Source organism: Pseudomonas soli (assembly GCF_900110655.1).
In the GTDB taxonomy this organism is placed as follows: Bacteria; Pseudomonadota; Gammaproteobacteria; order Pseudomonadales; family Pseudomonadaceae; genus Aquipseudomonas; species Aquipseudomonas soli.
On record NZ_FOEQ01000010.1, the window covers coordinates 70,285 to 93,571 of the forward strand.

Below are 23,287 nucleotides of genomic sequence, written 5' to 3' on the forward strand. Positions count from 1 at the left end.
GCGCCACCATGGCCAACAATGACCGCCTGTTGATCCAGATCCTGCTGCTCACCCTGCTGGGTGCCGCGCTGTGGGTGATGGCGCCATTCATCTCGGCGCTGCTGTGGGGCGCCATCCTGGCCTTTGCCAGCTGGCCGCTGATGCGCTTGCTGACCCGTGTGCTGGGCGGCCGCGAAACCCTCGCCGCGAGCCTGCTGACTACGGTGTGGATCCTGCTGGTGGCCTTGCCCCTGGTGTGGCTGGGTTTCAACCTGGCCGACCATGTGCGTGATGCCACCGCGTTCATTCGTGATGTGCAGGTTGATGGCCTGCCGGACGCGCCCGCCTGGGTGGCCGGGATTCCGTTCGTGGGCGAGCGCCTGGTCGGCTGGTGGGAGTCCTTTGACCAGCAGGGCGCGGCCTTGTTGGCCTCGGCCAAGCCGTACCTGGGGCAGGTCGGCAACTGGTTGCTGGCCCGCAGCGCGCAGATCGGCGGCGGGGTGCTGGAGCTGACCCTGAGCCTGGTGTTCGTGTTCTTCTTCTACCGCGACGGGCCACGCCTGGCGGCGTTCGTGCACCGCTTGCTGCAACGGCTGGTGGGCGAGCGCGCCGAGTACTACGTCGACCTGGTCGCCGGCACCGTGCAGCGGGTGGTCAACGGCGTGATCGGCACCGCTGCCGCCCAGGCGCTGCTGGCACTGATCGGCTTCCTGATCGCCGGCGTGCCGGGGGCCATCGTGCTGGGCCTGGTGACCTTCATGCTCAGCCTGATCCCCATGGGTCCGCCGCTGGCCTGGATACCGGCCACCGCCTGGCTGGTGTGGAAGGGCGACTACGGCATGGCGGTATTCCTGGGCGTCTGGGGCACCTTCATCATCAGCGGCGTGGACAACGTGCTCAAGCCGTACCTGATCAGCCGCGGCGGTAACCTGCCGCTGGTCATCGTGCTGCTCGGCGTGTTCGGCGGCCTGATCGCGTTCGGCTTCATCGGGCTGTTCATCGGGCCGACCTTGCTGGCGGTGGGGTACAGCCTGCTGCTGGACTGGAGCCGCAATACCGCGCAGCACACACCGCAGCGCTGATCTCCATCGCGGGCTTGCCCCGCGATCTATCAGCGATCTTTACGCTTTCTTTATGCCTTGACCCCACCCCCCATCTCGCCCCTTTACGCCCCTCCCTCGGACAATTTCCCCAAAGCGGCCTTCACGCCGCAACTAGGGGAGATTGCACATGTACATGCTCGACGGGCTGTCACTGCTTCTGGCGGTGGCGTTGGCGGTTTACCTGCTGGTGGCGCTGCTGCGCGCCGATCGCGGCTAAGGGGCGACCATGCACAGTTACGATTACCTGCTGCTGCTGGCGTTCTTCGCCATCGTGCTGTTGCCGGCGCCCTGGCTCGGACGCTTCTACTACAAGGTGATGGAAGGCCAGCGTACCTGGCTGTCTCCCCTCCTTGGACCGGTGGAGCGGGGGTGCTACCGCCTGGCCGGGGTAGATGCCGAACAGGAGCAGGGCTGGAAGCAGTACACCCTGGCGCTGCTGGCGTTCAACCTTGCGGGCTTCCTGCTGTTGTTCGCCGTGCTGCTGCTGCAAGGCTCGCTGCCACTGAACCCGCAGCACCTGCCGGGCCAGGAGTGGTCGCTGGCGTTCAACACTGCGGTCAGCTTCATGACCAACACCAACTGGCAAGCCTATAGCGGTGAAGCCTCGGTCAGCTACCTGACGCAAATGATCGGCCTGACCGTGCAGAACTTCGTCAGTGCCGCCACCGGCCTGGCTGTGCTGGTCGCCCTGTGCCGGGGTATTGCCCGCCGGTCTGCCAACACCCTGGGCAACTTCTGGGTCGACCTGACCCGCGCCACCCTCTACGGCCTGCTGCCGCTGTGCCTGGTGCTGGCGCTGCTGCTGGTCTGGCAAGGCGTGCCGCAGACCTTTGCCGACTACGTCCACGCCCTGACCCTGCAAGGCACCGACCAGACCATCCCGCTGGGCCCGGCCGCCAGCCAGATCGCCATCAAGCAGTTGGGCACCAACGGCGGTGGCTTCTTCGGCGTCAACTCGGCGCACCCGTTCGAGAACCCCACGGCCTGGAGCAACCTGTTCGAAGTGGCCTCGATCATCCTGATCCCGGTGGCCCTGGTATTCACCTTTGGCCACTATGTGAAGGACCTGCGCCAGAGCCGCGCGATCATCGCCTGCATGCTGGCGCTGTTCCTGATCGGTGGCAGCACCGCGCTGTGGTCGGAACACCAGCCCAACCCGGCCCTGGAAAGCGCCCAGGTGCAACAAGGCGCGCCGCTGGAAGGCAAGGAAAGCCGCTTTGGCACCACCGGTTCGGTGCTGTGGACGGTGACCACCACCTCAGCTTCCAACGGTTCGGTCAACGCCATGCACGACAGCCTCAACCCACTGACCGGCATGGTGGCGATGGTCAACATGATGCTTGGCGAGGTGATCTTCGGCGGCGTCGGCGCCGGCCTCTACGGCATGCTGCTGTTCGTGTTGATCGCCGTGTTCCTGGCCGGCCTGATGATCGGCCGCACCCCGGAATACCTGGGCAAGAAGCTGCAGGCCCGTGAAGTGCAACTGCTGGTGGCGACCCTGCTGGTGATGCCGGTGGGCGTGCTGGTGCTCGGCGCCATCGCCGCCAGCCTGTCCGGACCTGCCGGCGCGGTGACCAACCCCGGCGCCCACGGCTTCAGCCAACTGTTGTACGCCTACACCTCCGGTACCGCCAACAATGGCTCAGCGTTCGCCGGCTTCGGTGCCAACACCCCGTTCCACAACGTGATGATTGGCCTGGCCATGCTGATCGGCCGCTTCGGCTACATCCTGCCGGTGCTGGCCCTGGCCGGTAGCCTGGCGGCCAAGAAGAGCGCGCCACAAGGCCTGAACAGCTTCCCCACCCACGGCCCGCTGTTCACCACGCTGCTGCTGGTGACCATCCTGCTGGTAGGTGGCCTGACCTTCCTGCCGACCCTGGCCCTGGGGCCGATTGCCGAACACCTGAGCCTGGGTTTCTGAGGAACACACCATGAACATGCCCATTCCCGAAGTGAAGGCGCGTCATAGCGCCAAGGACCAGACCCGTTTCGCCGCCCTGTGGCGCCCGGCGCTGGTGCAGGCCTTCGTCAAGCTCGACCCGCGCCAGCTCAGGCGCGCCCCGGTGATGCTGGTGGTGGCCCTCACTGCCATGCTGACCACGGTGCTTTGCTTTGCCCCTGAAAGTGGCGTGAGCACTTCAGTGGCCGTGCAGATCACCGTGTGGCTATGGTTCACCGTGCTGTTCGCCAACTTCGCCGAAGCCCTTGCCGAAGGCCGTGGCAAGGCCCGCGCCGACAGCCTCAAGGCTGGCAGCCAGGGCCTGGCCGCCAAGCGTCGCAAGAGCGACGGTACGTTCGAGACCGTCGCCGCCACCCAGTTGCGCAAGGACGACGTGGTGCGCGTGGTGGCCGGTGAGCTGATCCCCGGCGACGGCGAGGTGCTCGAAGGCATCGCCGCGGTCAACGAGGCGGCCATCACCGGCGAGTCCGCGCCGGTGATCCGCGAGTCCGGCGGTGACCGTTCGGCCGTTACCGGCAACACTCGCCTGGTCTCCGACTGGCTGCTGATCCGCATCACCAGCAACCCCGGCGAGTCGACCCTGGACCGCATGATCGCCTTGGTCGAAGGCGCCAAGCGGCAGAAGACCCCCAACGAGATCGCCCTCGACATCCTGCTGATCGGCCTGACCCTGATCTTCCTGATCGTGGTGGTGACCCTGCAGCCGTTCGCCCGCTTCGCCGGCGGCGAGCTGCCGCTGATCTTCCTCGCCGCGCTGCTGGTGACGCTGATCCCCACCACCATCGGCGGCCTGTTGTCGGCCATCGGCATCGCCGGTATGGACCGCCTGGTGCGCCTGAACGTGATCGCCCGCTCTGGCCGCGCCGTGGAAGCGGCAGGCGACGTGCACACGCTGATGCTCGACAAGACCGGAACCATCACCTTCGGCAACCGTCGCTGCAGTGCCCTGCATGCAGCTTCGGGCGTGACCGCCAAGGAGCTGGGGGAGGGCGCCTTGCTCGCCTCGCTGGCCGACGACACTGCCGAGGGCAAGTCGATCGTCGAGTACCTGCGCCAGTTGCACGACTTCGCGGAACCTGCAAGCAATCAGTACGAAGCCATCGCCTTCAGCGCCGAGACGCGCCTGTCGGGCATCGATTTCCAGCAGCGCCGCTACCGCAAGGGCGCCGTCGACGCGGTGCTGGCCTTCTGCGGCCTGCAACGCCTGGAGCTGCCCGCCGCCCTGGCCCGTGAAGTGGAGCGCATCGCCCAGAGCGGCGGTACCCCGCTGCTGGTATGCGTCGACAAGCACCTGCTCGGCGTGATCCACCTCAAGGATGTGGTCAAGCCCGGTATCCGCGAGCGCTTCGCCGAACTGCGCAAGCTCGGCATCCGCACCGTGATGGTCACCGGCGACAACCCGCTGACCGCCGCCGCCATCGCCGCCGAGGCGGGCGTCGATGACGTGCTCGCCGAGGCCACCCCGGAGAAGAAGCTGGCGCGGATCCGCCAGGAGCAGAACGACGGACGCCTGGTCGCCATGTGCGGTGACGGCGCCAACGACGCGCCGGCCCTGGCCCAAGCTGACGTGGGCATGGCGATGAACGACGGCACCCAGGCTGCACGCGAGGCCGCCAACATGGTCGATCTCGACAGCGACCCGACCAAGCTGCTGGACGTGGTGCAGGTGGGCAAGGAGCTGCTGGTCACCCGCGGCGCGCTGACCACCTTCTCCATCGCCAACGACGTGGCCAAGTACTTCGCCATCCTGCCGGCGCTGTTCGCCGCCATCTACCCGCAGTTGGGCGTGCTCAACCTGATGCACCTGGCCAGCCCGCAGAGCGCGATCCTCTCGGCCATCGTGTTCAACGCGCTGATCATCATCGTGCTGATCCCCCTGGCGTTGCGCGGTGTGCGGGTGCAGGCCGCCAGCGCCGCCCATTTGCTGCGGCGCAACCTGCTGGTCTACGGCCTGGGCGGCATTGTCGTGCCGTTCGCCGGGATCAAGCTGATCGACATGCTGCTTACTGCGCTGCACCTGGTCTGAGGAGAGACTGACATGACCGCTTATGTACGCCCGGCCCTGAGCCTGGTCCTGCTGATGACCGTGGTCACCGGCGCGCTGTATCCCCTGGCGGTGACCGGCATCGCCCAGGTCGCCTTCCCTGAGCAGGCCAACGGTAGCCTGGTGCGCGATGACCGTGGTCAGGTGCGCGGCTCGGCGCTGATCGCCCAGGAATTCAAGGGCGATGGCTGGTTCCAGTCGCGGCCTTCGGCGGGCGCCTATGTCACCGTGGCCAGTGGCGCGAGCAACCTGGCGCCGAGCAACCCGGCGCTGGCCGATCGGGTCAGGACTGACGCCTCCCAGCAGTACCAGGCGCAGCAGGGGCCAGTGCCCCAGGCGCTGTTGACCACCTCCGGCAGCGGGCTGGACCCGCACCTGCCGCCCGAGGCCATCGCTTACCAGCTGCCGCGCGTGGCGGCGGCGCGGCAGGTCTCGGAGGAGCGCTTGCAAGTGCTGGTGAATGACGCCACCCTGCGCCCATTGGTCGGGCCGCCGGTGGTCAATGTGCTGGCGTTGAACCAGGCGCTTGAGCGTCTTGCTCCGAGCCACTGAAGCCGAGGCCGCTTTGCGGCCCATCGCCGCAGGCCCTCATTCGTGACATTTTGAAGGATGAAGCATGAGCAACCCCACTCGCGCCGATGCGCTGCTGGCCGGCCTGCCCCGCGAAGGTCGCGGCAGGCTCAAGGTGTTCCTCGGCGCCGCGCCCGGGGTCGGCAAGACCTTTGCCATGCTCCAGGCCGCCCACGCCCAGCAGCGCCAGGGCTTGCAAGTGGTGGCCGGAGTGGTCGAGACCCACGGCCGCGCCGAGACCGAAGCCCTGCTCGGCGGGCTGACCCAACAACCTCTGCTGCGCCGCGAATATCGCGGCGTGATGCTCGAGGAAATGGACCTCGACGGCTTGCTCAAGGCCGCGCCTGCGCTGGTGCTGGTCGATGAGCTGGCGCACACCAACGCCCCCGGCAGCCGCCACGCCAAGCGCTGGCAGGACGTGCAGGAACTGCTCGCCGCCGGCATCGACGTATACACCACGGTCAACGTCCAGCACCTGGAAAGCCTCAACGACAAGGTCCGCGACATCACCGGCGTGCAGGTGCGCGAGACATTGCCCGACTGGGTGCTGCAGGAAGCCTTCGAACTGGTACTGATTGACCTGCCGCCGCGCGAGCTGCTCGAGCGCTTGCGCGAGGGCAAGGTCTACGTGCCCGAACAGGCACGGGCGGCCATCGAGGCCTATTTCTCCCAGACCAACCTCACTGCCCTGCGCGAGCTGGCCATGCAGACCGCCGCCGCCCAGGTGGACGCGGACCTGGCCAGCGGCTACCGCCAGCGCGGCCAGGAAGCCCCGGCCCTGCGCGGCCGGCTGCTGGTGGGCATCGATGGCGACGAGCAGGCCGAACGCCTGGTGCGCCATGCCTGCCGCGTCGCCCAGCGTCGCCATCTGCCATGGAGCGTGGTCCATGTCGATAACGGGCGCTTGCGCGACGAAACGGCCCGCCATCGCTTGCAGGCCGCCCAGCAACTGGCCGAGCGCCTTGGCGGCGAAGTGGTGCTGTTGCGCGCCGGCGAAGTGGCGCGCACGCTGATCCAGCACGCCGCCGAGCGCCGCGCCAGCCTGGTGCTGGTGGGCCAGTCCCGTGACCTGTTGCGTCGGCGCCTGGTCGGCGCCGGCGTGGCGGCGCGCCTGCTGCGTGAGAGTCACGGCCTGGAGATCAACGTACTCGACCGCGATGCCCAGCCGCCAGCGGCGCGCACGGCAGCAAAGCGCGTATGGGTATGGCGCCATTATGTGCTGGCGCTGGTTGCCACGCTGCTGGCCGCAGGCCTGGCCTGGGCCGTGTCGAGCGTGCTGGCGCTGCCCAACATTTCCCTGGTGTTTCTTGCCGCCGTGCTGCTGGTGGCGGTACGCAGCAGCCTGGGGCCGGCGCTGGCGTGCGCGGCGCTGTCGTTCCTCACCTACGACTTCCTGTTCATCCCGCCGAACTTCTCCTTCGCCATCCAGCGCGAAGAGGACGTGCTGACCCTGGTGTTCTTCCTGCTGATGGCCGCGCTTACAGGCAACCTCGCCGCGCGCCAGCGCCGCCAGTTGCAGGCGCTGCGCGAGACCCAGGCAGAGACCCGCCAGTTGCTCGACCTGTCGCGCCGCCTGACTGTGGCCACCGACCGCCAGGCGGTGTTCAGCGCTGCCGGCCAGCATATGGATGGTTGGCAGGGCGTGCAGGTGTGTCTGCTCGAACGCAGCGCCGACGGCCTGTTGCAAGTGGCCAGTGGTGGCTCGCCAGCCTTCACCGACAATGAACGCGCCGCGGCCGAATGGGCCTGGCAACATGGCCAGGCCGCGGGCTTTGGCAGTGACACCTTGCCCCACGGTCGTTGGTGGTGGTGGCCGCTGGCCGTGGAGGAACAGCCCCTGGCCCTGCTCGGCATTCGCCCACGCGACGGCGAACCACTGAGTGATCCGCGCCGTCGGTTGTTGATGGCCCTGGCGCAGCCCCTGGCCCAGGCCCTGGCCCGTGCCCGCCTGGGCGAGCAACTGGAAGCCGCCCGCCTGCACGGTGAAACCGAGCAACTGCGCAGCGCCTTGCTCGCCTCGGTCTCCCATGACCTGCGCACGCCGCTGACGTCGATGCGCGGCAGCATCGACAGCCTGCTGGCGCTGGGTGACGCCATCCCCCCGGACGACCGCCGCGAGCTGCTGGAAGGTACCCGCAACGAAGCCGAGCGCCTGGATCGCTACATCCAGAATCTGCTGGACATGACCCGCCTGGGCCACGGCACGCTCAAGCTGGCCCGCGACTGGGTAGCCCCGGCTGATATCGTCGGCAGCGCCCTCAACCGCTTGCGCGTGGTGCTGGCGCCCCTGCGCGTGCACACCGAAGTCCCGCCCGAGCTGCCGCTGCTGTTCGTGCACGCGGCGCTGATCGAGCAGGCGCTGATCAATGTGCTGGAAAACGCTGCACGCTTTTCCCCGGCCAACGGTCGGCTGCAACTGCAGGTCTCGGTGCACGACGAACAGCTGTGCCTCGCAGTCGCCGACGAGGGCCCCGGCATCCCCCAGGACGAGCGCGAAAAGATCTTCGACATGTTCTACACCGCCGCCCGCGGCGATCGGGGCGGGCAGGGCACCGGCCTGGGCCTGGCGATCTGCCAGGGCATGATCGGTGCCCATGGCGGCCGCATCCTGGTCGATGACGGCATCGATGGCCACGGCACCTGCATCACTCTATGCTTGCCGCTGCCGACCCAACCCGTTACCGAAAGTGAAGCCCCATGAGCCAAGCCGCCACCTTGCTGGTCATCGACGACGAGCCGCAGATCCGCAAGTTCCTGCGCATCAGCCTGGCGTCCCAGGGCTACAAGGTGATCGAGGCCGGCACGGGCAGCGACGGCTTGGCCCAGGCCGCCTTGAACAAGCCCGACCTGGTGGTGCTCGACCTCGGCTTGCCGGACATGGACGGTCAGCAAGTGCTGCGCGAGCTGCGTGAATGGAGCACGGTGCCTGTGATGGTGCTGTCGGTGCGTGCCAGCGAAGTGCAGAAGGTCGATGCGCTCGACGGTGGGGCCAACGACTACGTGACCAAGCCGTTCGGTATCCAGGAATTCCTCGCCCGGGTGCGGGCTTTGCTGCGCCAGGCGCCTCAGCTTGGCAGCGTGGCCGCTGCGGCGGGCTTCGGGCCGCTGACGGTGGACTTCGCTTTTCGCAAGGTCACGCTGGACGGCCTGGAGATAGCCTTGACGCGCAAGGAATACGCGCTGCTGGCGCAGCTGGCCGGGCATCCCGGGAGGGTCATCACCCAGCAGCAACTGCTCAAGGACATCTGGGGGCCGACCCATGTGGACGACACCCACTACCTGCGTATCGTGGTAGGGCACCTGCGGCAGAAATTGGGTGACGACCCTACGGCGCCGCGGTTCATCATCACCGAGGCGGGCGTGGGGTACCGGTTGGTCGCGCCGACCGACCCGTGACCAGGCCCGGCGCTGGCGTCATCGTTATGTAACGCCCGTTAGCGCGGGTTCCGTTACTACCCGATTACGTCCCTGGGCCTTGGCTTGATAGAGCATCCGGTCCGATCGTTCCAACGCGGCTGACATCGGTTCGCCCGCTTTCCACATGGCCACCCCCAGCGAGATCGTGATATGCCCGACAGTATCGAATTGCGCCGCCTCGATCACTGCTCGGAGCCGTTCGGCGACCTCTGCGCCGGTCGCAATCGAACCATTGGGCAAGAGCAGCAGGAACTCCTCGCCGCCCACACGGCATACCATGTCGTCCGGGCGCGATACCTGTCTCATCAACCGGGCGACGGCGCGGAGGGTTTCATCCCCGGCGCCATGGCCATAGGTGTCGTTGACGCGCTTGAAATGGTCGATGTCCACGGCGATCGCAGCGAAGGTTTTCAGGGATTGCTGCCATAGCGCCATGGTTTCCTCCATGGCCCGGCGATTCGCCAGTCCGGTCAGCGGGTCGCTATGTGCCTGCTGGTTGAGCCGCCCAATCTTCTCCTGCAGCAGGGCCGCTCCCAGGAGCAGCGCGCGGCGGATCTGCCAGCTTTCAACGTAGTCCGCAGGAACCGCGAGGATCCGTTCGTAGCTTTCAGGTGCATCCAGGCGCTTGGCGTTCTCCGCCAGTCGGGAGAGAGGGACGGAAATTTTCACGCCCAGCCACCAGATCAACAGCAGTCCGAACAGACCGAGGGGGACGATGCCTTTGGCAACTTTGATCGTCGTCGCCTTCAGCGTTGCCTCAATGTTCGATAGAGGCCGCTGTGAAATCACGCTCCAACGACTGCTGGGGATACTGGCATAACCCGCGAGCATTTCGTTGCCACTGCCGTCCTTCGCCCGCAGCGAACCGTGGTCTTGCTGCAGCGCGGCATCGACGATAGGGTCAGCGGCCAGGGTCGTCCCGATGCGCCGCGGGTCCGGGTGGTAAAGCACTTGTCGATGGCTATCGACCAGGTAGACATGCGCGCCATCCTCGCGGATGTTCAGGTCCATGAGCGCTTGCAACGTGTTTTTCTGTTCCAGGCGGATGCTTCCGCCGACAAGCCCGAGGTATTCGCCGTCGGGGCTGAAAACAGGGTGGGAGACGAACACGACCAGATTGCCTGCCAGGGACTTGAATGCGTCGCTGATCATCGGTTCTCGCCTGGTCAGAGGGGAACGACGTTGCAGCGCCTTTCCGTCCAGTTGCAGGCTGCTGGGGGCCGAAGCGATGATCTTTCCTTGTGCGTTGGCTATCAGTACCGAATTGAAGCTGTGGTCCTGGTTCAGCAGGCGGTGTGCCTCGTCGTGCAGGGCAGTTCGGTCTGCGAAGGCATGGCCGATGAGTGTGGATGCAAACCCCAGGCGATCCAGTTCGGAACTCAGCACTTCCTCCACACTGGTTGCGATCCGGGCAGCGTAAGCCTGGTTGGTCTGCAGGGCGTTTTCCGCCAGCTCGGATCTCTGGGTGGTGAACATCACCCAGAAAGTATTGGCCAGGGTTGCGACAGCACAGATCAGCGCGAACGCCAGCAGCAGCGTGCGCAAGGTGAGCTTGGGGCGTGGCCGTGTAGGCATGTGGCGCATCCGGATGCTGAAGGCATGCGATTTGGTGAAGCGGCGTCGCCGTGGGGTTGGAAACGCGCTCCTTGCGCCTTCTGGCGTATCCTGATTGGCCTTCTGCAACAAAACGCGGAGAGTTCGGATCAAGTATCTCACATCTGCTTTCGAGCCACCATTTTGACATGGTTTCGACGGCGGATCGCCTTCCGCCGATCCGCCACCGACAATCACTAGCCCCTGCCGGCTAGTCGAACTGCTCGAGCTGCAACAATTCCTCGACCCTCTGTCTCCGGCGAATCATGCGCAGTTGACCCTGATCGAGCAGGAACTCTGGCAACAACGGTCGGCTGTTGTAGTTCGACGACATGGATGCGCCATAAGCCCCTGCATCGTGAATTACCAGCAGGTCACCGACCTTGGCCTGGGGCAAGTCGTGGGGGGTCAACTCCTCGTCGTTCTGGGTGAACACATCCCCCGACTCGCACAGCGGCCCGGCTACGACGGTTGGCTGCAATGGGCGGCTCACGGGCCGGCCCACTGCGTCGAACAGGCTCATGCGGTGGTAGGCCCCGTACATGGCCGGGCGCATCAGGTCGTTGAAGCCGGCATCGACCAGGATGTAGTGGCGCTCACCCATCTGCTTGACCGCGCGCACCTCGGTCACCAGGCAGCCAGCTTCGGCGACCACGAAGCGCCCAGGCTCGATCTCCATGCGTACCGGGTGACCGAGCATCGTCTCGATCTCCGAGCGGGCCACCGCCCAGGTTCGGGCGTAGCGCTGCAGGTCCACTGGTTGGTCGCCGTCGCGGTAGGGGGTGGACAGGCCGCCCCCGATGGAGAAGGCTTCGATATCCATGCCCAGCCGGCCGATCAGCTCGACCATCGCGCTGGCCACTTGCTCCAGGTGCTGGTAGTCCACCCCCGAGCCGATGTGCATGTGCACGCCCACCAGGTGCAGGCCGTGTTGTTTCACGCAAGCCAGCGCATCGGGCAGTTGTTCGTGCCAGATGCCGTGCTTGCTGTTCTCGCCGCCGGTATTGGTTTTGCGACTATGGCCATGGCCGAAGCCGGGGTTGATGCGTAGCCACACCCGGTGGCCGGGGGAGCGCTCGCCGAGCTGGCGGAGCATGTCGATAGAGCCGGCATTGACCTCGATACCGGTCTGCACCACCCGCGCCAGGGTCGGTTGGTCCAGCACGTCGCAAGTCAGCACCACGCCGGCGGGGTCGCCGCCCACCGATGCGCCGGCGGCAAAAGCGCGCTCCATTTCCCCCAGGGATACCGCGTCGAGCACCAGGCCGCGTTCACGGATCAGGCGCAGCACGTGCAGGTTGGGGTTGGCCTTCTGCGCGAAGCGCACGGTGTCGAAGTGCTGCTTGAGCTGGTCGATGCGCTGGTGGATGGTCGGGGCGTTGTAGGCCCACAGCGGCGAGCCATGCTGGCGGACTGCTTCGGCCAGGAGGGTAGTGGTCATGGTGGCGTTCCTTGTTTTGGATGCGCCGATAGTGGGGGATTTTATAAATTCAGAAAAATAGATTTTTTTCTGCTAGATATTCATATCTGATATCAGCTCAAGCAACCAAGTTGCTGACACGCTTACTCTCTTTACCACCGAGCAACCATGAAACTCTCCATCCGCCATATCGAGGTATTCCGCGCCATCATGGCTGCCGGCAGCGTCACCGGGGCTGCGCGCCTGCTGTTCACTTCGCAGCCCACGGTGAGCCGCGAACTGGCGCGCATGGAGCAGGTCACCGGGCTGAACCTGTTCGACCGCGAGGGCGGGCGCCTGGTGCCCAGCGCCCAGGCTTTGCTGTTGATCAAGGAGGTCGAGCGGGCCTTTGTCGGCCTGGAGCGCATCGACCGCTTCGCCCAGGCCATCCGCAACTTCGAACAAGGCCGGCTGGCCATCACCTGCCTGCCGCTGTTCTCGCAAACCCTGCTGCCGAAGGCCTGCAAGGCGTTTCACCAGCACCATCCCGGCGTCAGCCTGAGTATCACCGCCCAGGAGTCGCCGTTGCTTGAGGAGTCGCTGGTTGCCCAACAGCACGACCTTGGCCTCACCGAGACCGCGCAGGTACCGCGGGGCGCGGTCGGCGAACTGTTGTTCAGTGCCGACATGGTCTGCGTGCTGCCCGCGCAGCACCCCCTGCTGGCCAAGCCGTTACTCCAGTTGCAGGACTTCCACGAGGTCGATTTCATCAACCTGGCCAGCCTGGACCGCTACCGGCAGCAACTCGACCGGCATTTTCGCGAGGCCGCAGTGAACCGCCGCACGATCATCGAGACCACCAGCGCCGCCTCGGTGTGCGCCATGGTCCGCCAGGGGCTGGGTGTAGCGATCATCAATCCACTGAGCGGGCTGGAGGCCGGGCAAACTGGGCTGGCGATCCGCCGACTGGGCCTGTCGGTGCCGTACCAGGTGATGCTGATCCGGCCCGAGCTGCGGCCCGCATCTTCGGTGCTGGAGCCGTTCTGCCAGGCGCTGCGGGGGCAGGCCAGGGCAATGGAGGCGGCCTTGGCGCAAGGCGTCTGAGTGGCCGGGCGAACGATTGGAACGTTCTCAACCACGCCAAGGTCAACCCCATCAGCAGTGATCGAAAATGCTCCACAGCATGAGGAATCGCCAATGAGTACGCTGACGATCGAAGGCTGGTTCAAAGGTGAGGGTGATCGCAGGTCCACCCCGGTGGGTGATATCCACTTCGACATCCAGGGCGTGAACCATCGCAAGTTGGAGCAGGCCGAGGAACACCTGCAACAGAGCCACGAGTCCGAGGCGATGGTGGATGTCGACATGGACAGCCTGAACCTGGTGCTGCCCGAGGGCTACGGCCCGCTGTCGGACTGCCGCCTGCGCGTCTACCTGAGCGACGACGAGCGTGGCCAGTTCCACCTGGTCGGGCATCGGGCCAGCGATGGCAGCCTGATCTACACCAATGCGGTGTTGATCGCTCAGCTGAGCTGAATACCGGCTGCGCTGTCGCCTGTTTCCAGGCTTGCCGCCACTGACGTCGCCACTTCGCTGAAAGCCCGCGCCGCCGCGCTCTGGTAGGCGCCCCTGCGCTGCATCAAGACTGCGGTGCGCTGCAGGCGCAGTGGGTCCAGGGCAATGGCGGTCAGGTCATCATGGGCCAGGGCAAGGTTGGCGGGCAGCAGGGTCGACAGTGTCGTGCGGCGCACCACTTCGATCACTGCGCCAATCGCGTTGGCCTCCATCCGCACCCGTGGGCGGATACCGTGCTGGCGGCAATAGCGCTCGATCTGCTCGCGCGTGGCGAACTCGGCGCTGAGCAAGATCAGCGACTCGTCGTTGAGCGCGTGTGGGCCAATACTGCGGGTAGTGGCCAGCGGATGCGCGCGGCCGACCACCAGCGCCAGGGTTTCCACCAACAGCGGGCGGCTGTCGATGTCCTGGTTGTGGACCTCATCGAAGGCGATGCCGACATCCAGCTCATCGGCCTGCAACAACTCCTCCATGCGCTCCTGGGCGATCTCTCGTAGGTTCAGGGTGATGTTCGGATAACGCGCATGGAAGGCCTCGACCAGCGGGCCGATCAGATAGGTGGTGAAGGTCGGCGTCACCGCCACCCGCAGCGATCCTCGGCTGAGGTCGCCCACGTCATGGATGGCGCGCCTGGCCTCCAGCAGCTCCTGTTCCGCCCGCTTGGCATAGCGCAGGTAGACCTCCCCGGCATCGGTCAGCCGCGTGCTGCGCCCGGAACGGTCGAACAACTGCGCGCCAAGGCTTTCCTCCAGTTGCCTGACCTGTTGTGACAGCGCCGGCTGGGAGACATGCAGTGCCGCCGCGGCGCGGGTAAAACTGTGATGTTGAGCCACTGCGAGGAAATACTGGATGTGCCGGGCTAGCATGCTTTTCTCATAAGATAATCTGATGTGCTTCATCATAAATGAGACTTTTACCTTATGTAAGGCGCTGCGTAACCTTTGCCTCAACACACCGCGACATTGAGGCAAACAGCCATGAAAGACATCATCGACGGTTTTCTGAAGTTCCAGCGCGACGCCTTCCCCGAACGGGTCAAGCTGTTCAAGGACCTGGCCACCCAGCAAAGCCCCCGGGCGCTGTTCATCTCCTGCTCCGACAGCCGCCTGGTGCCCGAGCTGGTCACCCAGCGCGAGCCAGGCGACCTGTTCGTCATCCGCAACGCCGGCAACATCGTGCCGTCCTACGGCCCTGAGCCTGGCGGCGTATCGGCTTCGGTCGAATATGCCGTCGCCGCCCTGCAGGTAGCCGACATCGTCATCTGCGGCCACTCCGACTGCGGCGCCATGACCGCCATCGCCACCTGCAAGTGCCTGGAGCACATGCCCGCCGTGGCCGGCTGGCTGCGCTACGCCGACTCCGCCCGGGTGGTCAACGAGGCGCGCCAGCACCACAGCCCGCAGGCCAAGGTCGAGGCCATGGTGCGCGAGAACGTGATCGCCCAGCTGGCCAATATCCAGACCCACCCCTCGGTGCGCCTGGCCCTGGAAGAGGGCCGCGTGCGCCTGCATGGCTGGATCTACGACATCGAAAGCGGCCGCATCGACGCCTTCGACGGACGCACCGGCCAGTTCGTCGCCCTGGCGCAGAACCCCGACGTCAACGCCGTTTCCCACCCTTCCAGGAACGTTGCCTGAACCCCTTTCAAACCCAAGGAGACACACCATGATCCAGTCGCAAATCAGCCAGAACGCCCGCCTTGTCCTGAGCGAAGTCATCCTCCTGGCCAAGGCCCGCAAGGACCTGTCGTTCGCCCAGATCACCGACGGCACCGGCCTCTCCGAAGCCTTCGTCACTGCCGCGCTGCTGGGCCAGCACCCGCTGCCGGCCAGCGCTGCCCAGGTGGTGGGCGACAAGCTCGGCCTGGACGCCGATGGCATCGCCCTGCTGCAGACCGTGCCACTGCGCGGCAGCATCCAAGGCGGCGTGCCGACCGACCCGACCATCTACCGCTTCTACGAGATGCTGCAGGTGTACGGCACCACCCTCAAGGCACTGGTCCACGAGAAGTTCGGCGACGGCATCATCAGCGCCATCAACTTCAAGCTGGACGTGAAGAAGGTCGACGATCCGGAAGGTGGCTCCCGCGCGGTGATCACCCTGGATGGCAAGTACCTGCCGACCAAGCCGTTCTGATTCGCCCCTAGGGAAATGGCTCGGGCGCCGCACGACGCCCGAGCCATTTCCACGCGCGCTATTGATCCCCGACAGGAGCGACGGCATGGACCTGATCTTCAGAAATGTCCGCATCGACGATGCAAACCCCTTGATGGATGTCGCCGTGCACAACGGCAAGATTACTCACATCGCCCAAGCGATCACTGCAACGGCGAGCCAGGAAATCCAGGGCAACGGCAATGTCCTGGTCCCCGGCTTCGTCGAAGCCCACCTGCACCTGGAAAAAGCCAATGTCATGCAGCGCAAGGCCAACCGCTCCGGCACCTTGGCCGAAGCGATCGCCGTCACTGCGGCGCTCAAGCCCACCCTGACCCGTGATGACATTCGCGAACGCTCTGTACAGGTGTTGCGCGCCCTGGTGCAGGCCGGCACCACCCATGTGCGTGCCCACGCCGAGTTCGATCCGGCCCAGGGTTTCACCGGCCTGGACGTGGTCCTGGAGCTGCGCGAGACCTTGCGTGATGTCATCGATATCCAGGTAGTGGCGTTTCCCCAGGAAGGCATCCTGAAACTGCCCGGCATGAAAGCGATGATGGTCGAGGCCATGGAGAGGGGCGTCGATGTGGTCGGTGGCATTCCCTACAACGACGTCTCGCCCCTGGAGCACATCGATTTCGTCTTCGACCTGGCCCAGCGCTATGGCAAGGACATCGACCTGCATCAGGACTTCGCCGACGACGCCGAGCACATGACCATCGAATACGTGGCCGCCGGACCCTCGCCACGTGCTACCAAGGGCGCGTCAGCGTCGGCCACCTGACCAGCCTGGCGGCCGTGGAGCCAGAGCGCCAGGCGCGCATCATCGCGCTGCTGCGCGAAGCCGGCATCAGCGTGATATGTCTGCCCGCCACCGACCTGCACCTGGGCGCCCGTGGCGATAGACACAACGTGCGGCGCACCCTGACCCCGGTGCGGGCGTTGCGCGATGGCGGGGTGAACGTGTGCCTGGCCACCAACAACATCCGCAATGCCTTCACCCCCTACGGCACCGGCGACCTGCTGCACATCGCGCAGCTGGCCATCCCCGCCTGCCACCTGGGTGGGGCGGACGACCAGGCCACGGTGCTGCCGATGCTCACCAGCAACCCGGCCAAGGCCCTGGGGTTGCAGAGCCATGGCTTGGCGGTGGGCAACGACGCGGACCTGGTGCTGATGGACACCCACCGTATCAGCGACGTGATCCTCGACCTGCCCGCGCGGCTGATGGTGCTCAAGCGCGGCAGGGTGGTGGCGACAGCGGAGCAGCGGCGCTCGGTGGTGTTCTGAAGGCCGGGCTCAGACCGCCAGCAGCAACAGTGCCGCCACCAGTGCCGGGGGCATTACCAGCACGCCCAGACGCAAGAAACTCAATGCGCCGACATGCTCGCCCTCGCGGCGGATCGCCACCAGCCACAGCAGCGTGGCCAGGGAGCCTGTGATCGACAGGTTCGGCCCCAGGTCGACGCCGATAAGCAAGGCGGCGGTGGTCTGCCGGGGCAGCTCGACCAGCTGGCCGATGGAGCCGGCGATCAGGCCGGTGGGCAGGTTGTTCATCAGGTTGCCGGCCATGGCCGAGATCACGCCCGCAGCCCAGCTCGCCGTGCCCGGGGACTGCTGCGCCAGGGCCGCCAGCATATGCGCGAGCCGTTCGATCACGCCGGTATGCGCCACCGCCTCCACCAGCACGAACAGGCCCGCCACCAGCGGCAGCACGCCCCAGGCCACATGGCGCAGCAACGGCGCCGGGCTGCGCCGTTGGCGCAGGTGGATCAGCCCGACCGTGGCCATGCCTGCGCAAAAGGTCGGCAGACCCAGCGGCACGTCCAGTGCCGATACCGTCAACAGCAGGGTGCCGGTGAACATCAGGCCCAGCGCGCAAAGCCGGGCGCCGGCCGACAAGGGGCGCATCTCGATGGCCACGGCCAGTGGTTGGTGGATGCGCTTGCGCATGGTCAGGCGCAGCACCAGGTAGGTCATGGCGATGGCGCCCAGCGAGGGCAGGGTGAACTGGCGCAGCCATTCCAGCAGCGGTGGCATCTGGCTGCCGAAGACCACCAGGTTGGCCGGGTTGGAGATCGGCAGCACGAAGCTGGCGGCATTGGCGATGAAGGCGCAGATGAACAGGTAGGGCAGCGGCTCGGCCTTGGCCGCCTTGCACGCCGCATACACGGCCGGCGTCAACACCACGGCGGTGGCGTCATTGGAGAGGAACACGGTGACCAGTGTACCGACCAGGAATACCAGGTCGAACAGGCGTTGGCCCGAGCCCCTGGCATGCTGCACCGCGTACCTGGCCAGCCAGTCGAACAAGCCTTCCTGGCGAGCCAGCTCGGCCAGCACCATCATGCCGGTGAGGAACAGGTAGACATCGCCTCCTTCGGCGATTGCCGCCAAGGCCAGGCGCCATGGGATCAGGCCGCAGGCCGTCAGCCCTAAGGCGGCGCCCATCGCCCAGACATATTCGGGCACGCGTCCCGGCCGAAGGATGACCAGGGCGGTGGCCGCGGCCGCAACCGACCAGATGATCAGGGATGACTCAGCGACAGGCATGCGAGGACTCAGTTCTCGGAAGGGGAGTGAAGGGGAGGGGCTTGCTCGGCGTTGGCATCGCTGGCAGGTCGGCGGGTCTCCGGCATGGCCAGCCAAAGCAGAAGCAACGCTGCAGTCGCAATGCCCGCCAATGTCAGGAATGCCGCGTCGTAGCCTGCGGACTGTACCACCAGCCCCGCGACACCGGGACTTAGCGCCGCGCCCAGGCCGAAGGCCGTGGACAATGCGCCAAGGCTGATATTGAAGCGCCCGCTGCCTTGGGTGAGGTCCCTGACCACTACCGGGAACAATGCCCCGAACAGTCCGGCGCCGACGCCATCGAGCAATTGCACGGCCACCAGCCAAAACGGATTGTCAGACATCACGTAGAGCACGCCACGCAGCGGCAGGATCAGGAAACCGACGAGCAACAGCGGTTTGCGTCCCCAGCGGTCGGCCCTGGCGCCGGCCAGCAGCGCCATGGGCACCATCACCAGCTGCGCCGCGACGATGCACGCCGAGGTCAGCGGCGTGGCCAACTGCAGGTTGGCCTGAGCCAGTTTCTGGCCCACCAGCGGAAGCATTGCCGCGTTGGCCAGATGGAACAACGCGCAGCACACGGCGAACAGTAGCAAGGGGCGATTGTGCAACAGGACGGCAAGGCCGGCGGGGTGGGCATGCTGGCCCGGCGGCCGCGGGTCAAGGCCACGCGCGAGGTCATGGTCGATGGCTGTCGCCGGCACTCGGCTAATGGCGATCAGGCTGGCTACGGTCATCGCCGCCATCAGATAGAACACCGCCACCGGTCCGAACAGGTAGGCCAGCCCCCCGGCGAGCACCGCCGAGCAGGCATTGCCGGCATGATTGAAGGTTTCGTTGCGGCCCATGCGCCGGGTGAATGCCCGGGGCCCGGCCAGGCCCAGTGAAATGGCAGCGATGGCCGGCGCGAACACGGAACCTGCGACCGCACTGATGGCTTGGGTCAAGGTCACCAACGCGCCGCTGCTGATCCAGGGCAGCACCAGGCAACTGCCGGTCACCAGCAGCGCGGCGATGGCCATTACTGCGCGCTTGGCCGTGGTCCTGTCGATCAACGCGCCAGCTGGCGTCTGGGTCAGCAATGCCGTGACGCTGGCCAAGGTCATGACCAGGCCGATGCTGCCGGGCTCCCAATGGTGCACCGCCAGCAGGTAGATCGCCAGGTAGGGCCCAAGCCCATCACGGACATCGGCCAGGAAAAAATTCAACCCATCGAGCGAACGTTCATGCGCAGGCGAGGCCAAGGAAAACTCCGCAGGGACAAGTGAACAGAGCGCCCTGGATTTCAAGGGCGGTCAATAGCCGCATACGTTAGCACTCCGCGGCGCAGGTGCTGATGAACTTTGCGCGGGTCCGGCATGCCATCGGCCCAGGGGTCAGCGATTGGGCCATTGCTGCAAGAGGATCGATACGAACTTTTCGGCCGCCGGCGACAGTGACGCGCCGCGACGAAACACCAAGCCCAGCGTGCGGCTGACCTGCGGCTCGCCCAGCGGCACGCTGACCAACGTCGGATGGTCGGCGCTGGGCATGGCCAGGCTAGGCATGGCCGAGACCCCCAGCCCGGCCTCGACCATGCCCAGCGAGGTCGACAGGTGCTGGACCTCGTAGAACCATTGAGGGCGCAGGTTCAGGCCGGCCAGCGCATGATCGAGCAACATGCGGTTGCCGCTCAGGCGACCGACCCCGATCAAGCGGTAGTCGGCCAGTTCGGCCCAGGTAACCGCGTCGCGCTTGGCTAACGGGTGGTCCCGGCGGCAGGCGAGCACGAAATGCTCCTGGACCAGCGAAACGAACTCAATGTCCGGATGCTGGCCACTCATCATGTTGATGCCAAAGTCGGCCTCTCCCCGCAGTACGGCTTCCAGCCCATCGTTGGCACTCAGGTCCAGCAGGCGGATGCGGATTTTCGGGTACTGCGCGTTGTAGTCGCGGATCACCGAGGGCAGAAAGTAGAACGCTGCAGTGGGAATGCAAGCGAGGGTGACTTGCCCGGTCTGGCGCTCGGCCAGTTCGCGGATGCTCAGGATCGAATCCTCGAAATCATCCAGCAGGCGCCTGGCCTTGGGCAGGAAATCCCGGCCCACGCTCGTCAGGCTGACCCGGCGGGTAGTGCGTTCGAGCAACGATGTACCGAGCCCCTCCTCGAGTTTCTTGATCCGTCGGCTCAGGGCGGGTTGGGACAGGTGCAATGCTTCTGCAGCCTCGTGAAAACTGCCAAGTTCGGCGATTTTTACGAAAGATCTAATATCTTGCAGTTCATATTCCATCAGGTATCGCTCAGTAGGTCGCTCGATTATTGATGTGTTTATCGCAATAATGACTACGATATTTGCATTGGATTGATTTATCCATCCCTGTCACTCTTTTGCTCACAACATCAATGATGTCCATTGATCAACAAGAGTGCGAAATCATGCAACGAATTCCTTGCGTACTCATGCGCGGCGGTACCTCCAAAGGGCCGTTCTTCCACGCCTGGGACCTGCCTGCAAACGTGGTCGAGCGCGACGAGTTGCTGATCAACCTGATGGGCTCCGGACATGAGCTGGAGATCGACGGCATCGGTGGCGGCAGCCCGCAGACCAGCAAGGTGGCGATCATCAGCCCGTCATTGCACGCCGATGCCGATGTCGACTACCTGTTCGTCCAGGTGATGGTCGCCCAGCGGCGCGTCGACACCGCGCCCAACTGCGGCAACATGCTGTGCGCTGTCGGGCCGTTCGCCATCGAGCAAGGGTTGGTCAAGGCCAACGACGGCAAGACCCTGGTACGTATCCGCAACCTCAATACCGGAACCTTCGTCGATTCACTGGTGCAGACGCCCGGCGGCGTTGTGCGCTACGAAGGGCGCACGGCGATCGACGGCGTCCCTGGTACAGCGGCCCCGGTGCACCTGACGTTCCTCGATGCGGTGGGCAGCAAGACCGGCAAGTTGTTCCCTACGGGCAAGCCTCAGGATGTGATCGGCGGCGTGCCGGTCACCTGCATCGACATGGCCATGCCCATGATGATCGTCGAGGCCCGGCAACTGGGCGTGACCGGCTCGGAAACCCCGGCCGAACTAGATGCCGACAATGCCTTGCTGCAACGCCTGGAAGCCTTGCGCCTGAAGGCCGGCAAGGCAATGGGTCTGGGCGATGTCAGCGGCATGGTGATCCCCAAGCCGGTGCTGGTCGCGCCACCCCGTCATGACGGTACGGTACAGGTGCGCTATTTCATGCCGCACAATTGCCACCGGGCCCTGGCGATCACCGGCGCAGTCGGGCTGGCCACGGCCTGCGTCAGCGCCGGTACGGTGGTCGCTGACTTGCTCGGCGAGGGCGCTCAACACCTGGAGCAGGTGCGCATCGAGCATCCCAGTGGCGGCATCGACGTGGCGCTGTCGCGCAGCGGCGTCGATGGCAAGACCCTGCAGGCATCGGTGGTGCGTACCGCCCGTCGGTTGTTCTCAGGGTTCGTCTATGCCCCGTCTTTGCGCAGACTGGCGGGATAGACCACAGGCCGCCGCTGTCAGGGCGGCTTCAGCAACAAGCGCATCCGCACAATTTCAACAATGGGTGATGCCTCATGAAACTTGCCAGATCCCTGTATTTCCAGATCCTCTGCGCCGTCCTGCTGGGCGTGGTGGTCGGCCACTTCTGGGCGCAACAGGCCGTTGCCCTCAAACCCCTGGGCGATGCCTTCATCAAGCTGATCAAGATGATGATCGCTCCCGTGGTGTTCTGCACCATCGTCACCGGCATCGCCGGCATGACCGACAAGCGCTCGCTGGGGCGCCTGATGAGCAAGACCTTGATGTTGTTCCTGCTGCTGACCGTGGTCAGCCTGGTGATCGGTCTGGCGGCGGTGTACCTGTTCCAGCCCGGGGCCGGCATGAACATCGATCCTGCCACCCTGAGCACAGCGGGCCTGGACCAGTACGCCGCCTCGGCGGCGAAGCTCGGCGTGGTCGACTTCTTCATGCACATCATCCCCGAGACGTTCATCGGCGCCTTCAACAAGGGTGAGGTGCTACCGGTATTGTTCATCGCCGTGCTCAGCGGTTTCGCCCTGTCGTCCATGGGCGACAAGGGGCGGCCCGTCCTCGCGGTGCTGGAGTCGGCCTCGACCATGGTGTTCCGTATCTTCGGCTACCTGATGCGATTCGCCCCTGTAGGCGCCTTCGGTGCGCTCGCCTTTACCGTTGGGCAATACGGCGTCACGTCCCTGGGCTCGCTGGCCAAGCTGGTGGGCACGCTGTACATCGCATGCGCCTTCTTCGTCCTGGTGGTGCTGGGCGGCATCTGTCGCGCCCATGGCTTCAGTCTGTGGAAGCTGCTGCGCTATTTCCGCGAGGAATTCCTGGTGGTGCTCGGTACTTCTTCCACCGAGCCTGTGCTGCCGCGCATGCTTGAAAAGCTCGAGCGCCTCGGTTGTCGCAAAGGCGTGGTAGGGCTGGTGCTGCCAACCGGGTATTCCTTCAACCTCGATGGCACCGCCATCTACCTGTCGCTGGCGGCAGTGTTCATCGCGCAGGCCTGCAACATCGAGCTGACCCTCGGGCAGACGGTGACCATGCTGGCAATCATGCTGCTGTCGTCCAAGGGGGCCGCCGGCGTGACCGGCAGCGGCTTCGTCGCGCTGGCCTCGACCCTCACGGTCATCCACGACATTCCGCTGGCCGGGCTCGCCTTGTTGATCGGCATCGACCGCTTCATGTCCGAGGCGCGGGCCCTGACCAGCCTGGCCAGCAACGCCGTGGCCACCGTGGTCATCTCGCTGTCGGAGCATGCCTGCGATCGCGAAACCTTGCTGCGCCGCCTCGACGGCGCGCCGTCGGCGTCCGACGAAGTCGTCGACGCTCAGCCAGAGTGGTCCGCGCAGCCTCCCCGGCACGGCTGACCAACCGGTTAACACTCCCATGTTGCAATAGACTTCAC

21 protein-coding genes are annotated in these 23,287 nt (G+C 65.5%); 15 read left to right on the top strand and 6 right to left on the bottom strand.

The genetic code is table 11. The features are described 5' to 3' along the window. Positions 1–8: 8 nt before the first annotated feature. The 7 genes from BMY03_RS19965 to BMY03_RS19995 all read left to right on the top strand — a co-directional run bounded on the left by BMY03_RS19965 (position 9) and on the right by BMY03_RS19995 (position 9,052). Positions 9–1,061: an AI-2E family transporter gene (locus tag BMY03_RS19965; RefSeq protein ID WP_038707582.1), complete on the top strand. Its 1,053-nt coding sequence runs from the start codon at positions 9–11 to the stop codon at positions 1,059–1,061. 148 nt (positions 1,062–1,209) lie between these two features. After that, entirely contained in the window at positions 1,210–1,299 is a 90-nt protein-coding gene (gene kdpF / locus BMY03_RS19970; RefSeq protein ID WP_011534724.1) for a K(+)-transporting ATPase subunit F, read from the top strand. Positions 1,300–1,308: 9 nt separating this feature from the next. Continuing rightward, positions 1,309–3,003, top strand: coding sequence for a potassium-transporting ATPase subunit KdpA (gene kdpA / locus BMY03_RS19975; RefSeq protein WP_094012055.1), 1,695 nt, complete (start codon positions 1,309–1,311; stop codon positions 3,001–3,003). 10 nt (positions 3,004–3,013) lie between these two features. Beyond that, positions 3,014–5,068, top strand: coding sequence for a potassium-transporting ATPase subunit KdpB (gene kdpB, locus BMY03_RS19980; protein ID WP_094012056.1), 2,055 nt, complete (start codon positions 3,014–3,016; stop codon positions 5,066–5,068). A gap of 12 nt (positions 5,069–5,080) precedes the next feature. Next, positions 5,081–5,638, top strand: a complete 558-nt coding sequence (gene kdpC, locus BMY03_RS19985; protein WP_094012057.1) for a potassium-transporting ATPase subunit KdpC — start codon at positions 5,081–5,083, stop codon at positions 5,636–5,638. Positions 5,639–5,702: 64 nt separating this feature from the next. Continuing rightward, positions 5,703–8,357, top strand: coding sequence for a sensor histidine kinase (locus tag BMY03_RS19990; RefSeq protein ID WP_038706491.1), 2,655 nt, complete (start codon positions 5,703–5,705; stop codon positions 8,355–8,357). After that, a complete protein-coding gene (locus BMY03_RS19995; RefSeq protein WP_094012058.1) occupies positions 8,354–9,052 on the top strand; it encodes a response regulator in 699 nt (232 codons plus the stop codon). The genes BMY03_RS19990 and BMY03_RS19995 overlap by 4 nt, the downstream gene beginning before the upstream one ends. A 24-nt stretch (positions 9,053–9,076) precedes the next feature. Here BMY03_RS19995 and BMY03_RS20000 read toward each other — a convergent pair whose 3' ends face one another. Then, entirely contained in the window at positions 9,077–10,780 is a 1,704-nt protein-coding gene (locus BMY03_RS20000) for a diguanylate cyclase (protein WP_232888258.1), read from the bottom strand. Between the two features lie 97 nt (positions 10,781–10,877). Further along, entirely contained in the window at positions 10,878–12,107 is a 1,230-nt protein-coding gene (gene lysA, locus BMY03_RS20005) for a diaminopimelate decarboxylase (RefSeq protein WP_094012059.1), read from the bottom strand. A 147-nt stretch (positions 12,108–12,254) separates the two neighbouring features. Between lysA and BMY03_RS20010 the strand changes: the two genes are divergently transcribed. Beyond that, on the top strand, positions 12,255–13,169 hold the full coding sequence (locus BMY03_RS20010; protein WP_094012060.1) for a LysR family transcriptional regulator: 915 nt from the start codon (positions 12,255–12,257) through the stop codon (positions 13,167–13,169). A 93-nt stretch (positions 13,170–13,262) separates the two neighbouring features. Beyond that, complete coding sequence (locus BMY03_RS20015) at positions 13,263–13,601, top strand: hypothetical protein (RefSeq protein ID WP_023630235.1); 339 nt, start codon at positions 13,263–13,265, stop codon at positions 13,599–13,601. Here the strand turns inward: BMY03_RS20015 and cynR are convergent. After that, a complete protein-coding gene (cynR, locus tag BMY03_RS20020; RefSeq protein WP_094012061.1) occupies positions 13,589–14,506 on the bottom strand; it encodes a transcriptional regulator CynR in 918 nt (305 codons plus the stop codon). The two genes, BMY03_RS20015 and cynR, sit on opposite strands and share 13 nt — an antisense overlap. A gap of 111 nt (positions 14,507–14,617) precedes the next feature. Between cynR and BMY03_RS20025 the strand changes: the two genes are divergently transcribed. From BMY03_RS20025 to BMY03_RS26710, 4 genes are all read left to right on the top strand, one after another. Next, positions 14,618–15,277 (top strand): carbonic anhydrase, encoded by a 660-nt coding sequence (locus tag BMY03_RS20025; protein WP_094012062.1) that lies wholly within the window; start codon positions 14,618–14,620, stop codon positions 15,275–15,277. Positions 15,278–15,305: 28 nt separating this feature from the next. Further along, the gene (gene cynS, locus BMY03_RS20030; RefSeq protein ID WP_094012063.1) at positions 15,306–15,776 is read left to right on the top strand and encodes a cyanase; all 471 of its coding nucleotides are present in this window, start codon (positions 15,306–15,308) and stop codon (positions 15,774–15,776) included. 85 nt (positions 15,777–15,861) lie between these two features. After that, positions 15,862–16,578 (top strand): amidohydrolase family protein, encoded by a 717-nt coding sequence (locus tag BMY03_RS26705; RefSeq protein ID WP_244891345.1) that lies wholly within the window; start codon positions 15,862–15,864, stop codon positions 16,576–16,578. Between the two features lie 14 nt (positions 16,579–16,592). Continuing rightward, entirely contained in the window at positions 16,593–17,084 is a 492-nt protein-coding gene (locus tag BMY03_RS26710; protein ID WP_244891346.1) for an amidohydrolase family protein, read from the top strand. 9 nt (positions 17,085–17,093) lie between these two features. Here the strand turns inward: BMY03_RS26710 and BMY03_RS20040 are convergent, their stop codons facing one another. From BMY03_RS20040 to BMY03_RS20050, 3 genes are all read right to left on the bottom strand, one after another. Beyond that, positions 17,094–18,347, bottom strand: a complete 1,254-nt coding sequence (locus BMY03_RS20040; protein ID WP_094012064.1) for an arsenic transporter — start codon at positions 18,345–18,347, stop codon at positions 17,094–17,096. Positions 18,348–18,355: 8 nt separating this feature from the next. Then, positions 18,356–19,609: an MFS transporter gene (locus BMY03_RS20045; protein WP_094012065.1), complete on the bottom strand. Its 1,254-nt coding sequence runs from the start codon at positions 19,607–19,609 to the stop codon at positions 18,356–18,358. A 132-nt stretch (positions 19,610–19,741) separates the two neighbouring features. Continuing rightward, positions 19,742–20,635 carry a LysR family transcriptional regulator gene (locus tag BMY03_RS20050; RefSeq protein WP_023629245.1) on the bottom strand — a complete coding sequence of 298 codons (894 nt, stop codon included), beginning with the start codon at positions 20,633–20,635 and terminating at the stop codon, positions 19,742–19,744. A gap of 146 nt (positions 20,636–20,781) precedes the next feature. Here BMY03_RS20050 and BMY03_RS20055 point away from each other — a divergent pair, with 146 nt between their 5' ends. Both BMY03_RS20055 and BMY03_RS20060 read left to right on the top strand, forming a co-directional pair. Further along, the gene (locus BMY03_RS20055) at positions 20,782–21,861 is read left to right on the top strand and encodes a 4-oxalomesaconate tautomerase (RefSeq protein WP_023629244.1); all 1,080 of its coding nucleotides are present in this window, start codon (positions 20,782–20,784) and stop codon (positions 21,859–21,861) included. Positions 21,862–21,935: 74 nt separating this feature from the next. Further along, entirely contained in the window at positions 21,936–23,249 is a 1,314-nt protein-coding gene (locus tag BMY03_RS20060; RefSeq protein ID WP_094012066.1) for a dicarboxylate/amino acid:cation symporter, read from the top strand. The last annotated feature ends 38 nt before the right edge of the window (positions 23,250–23,287 follow it).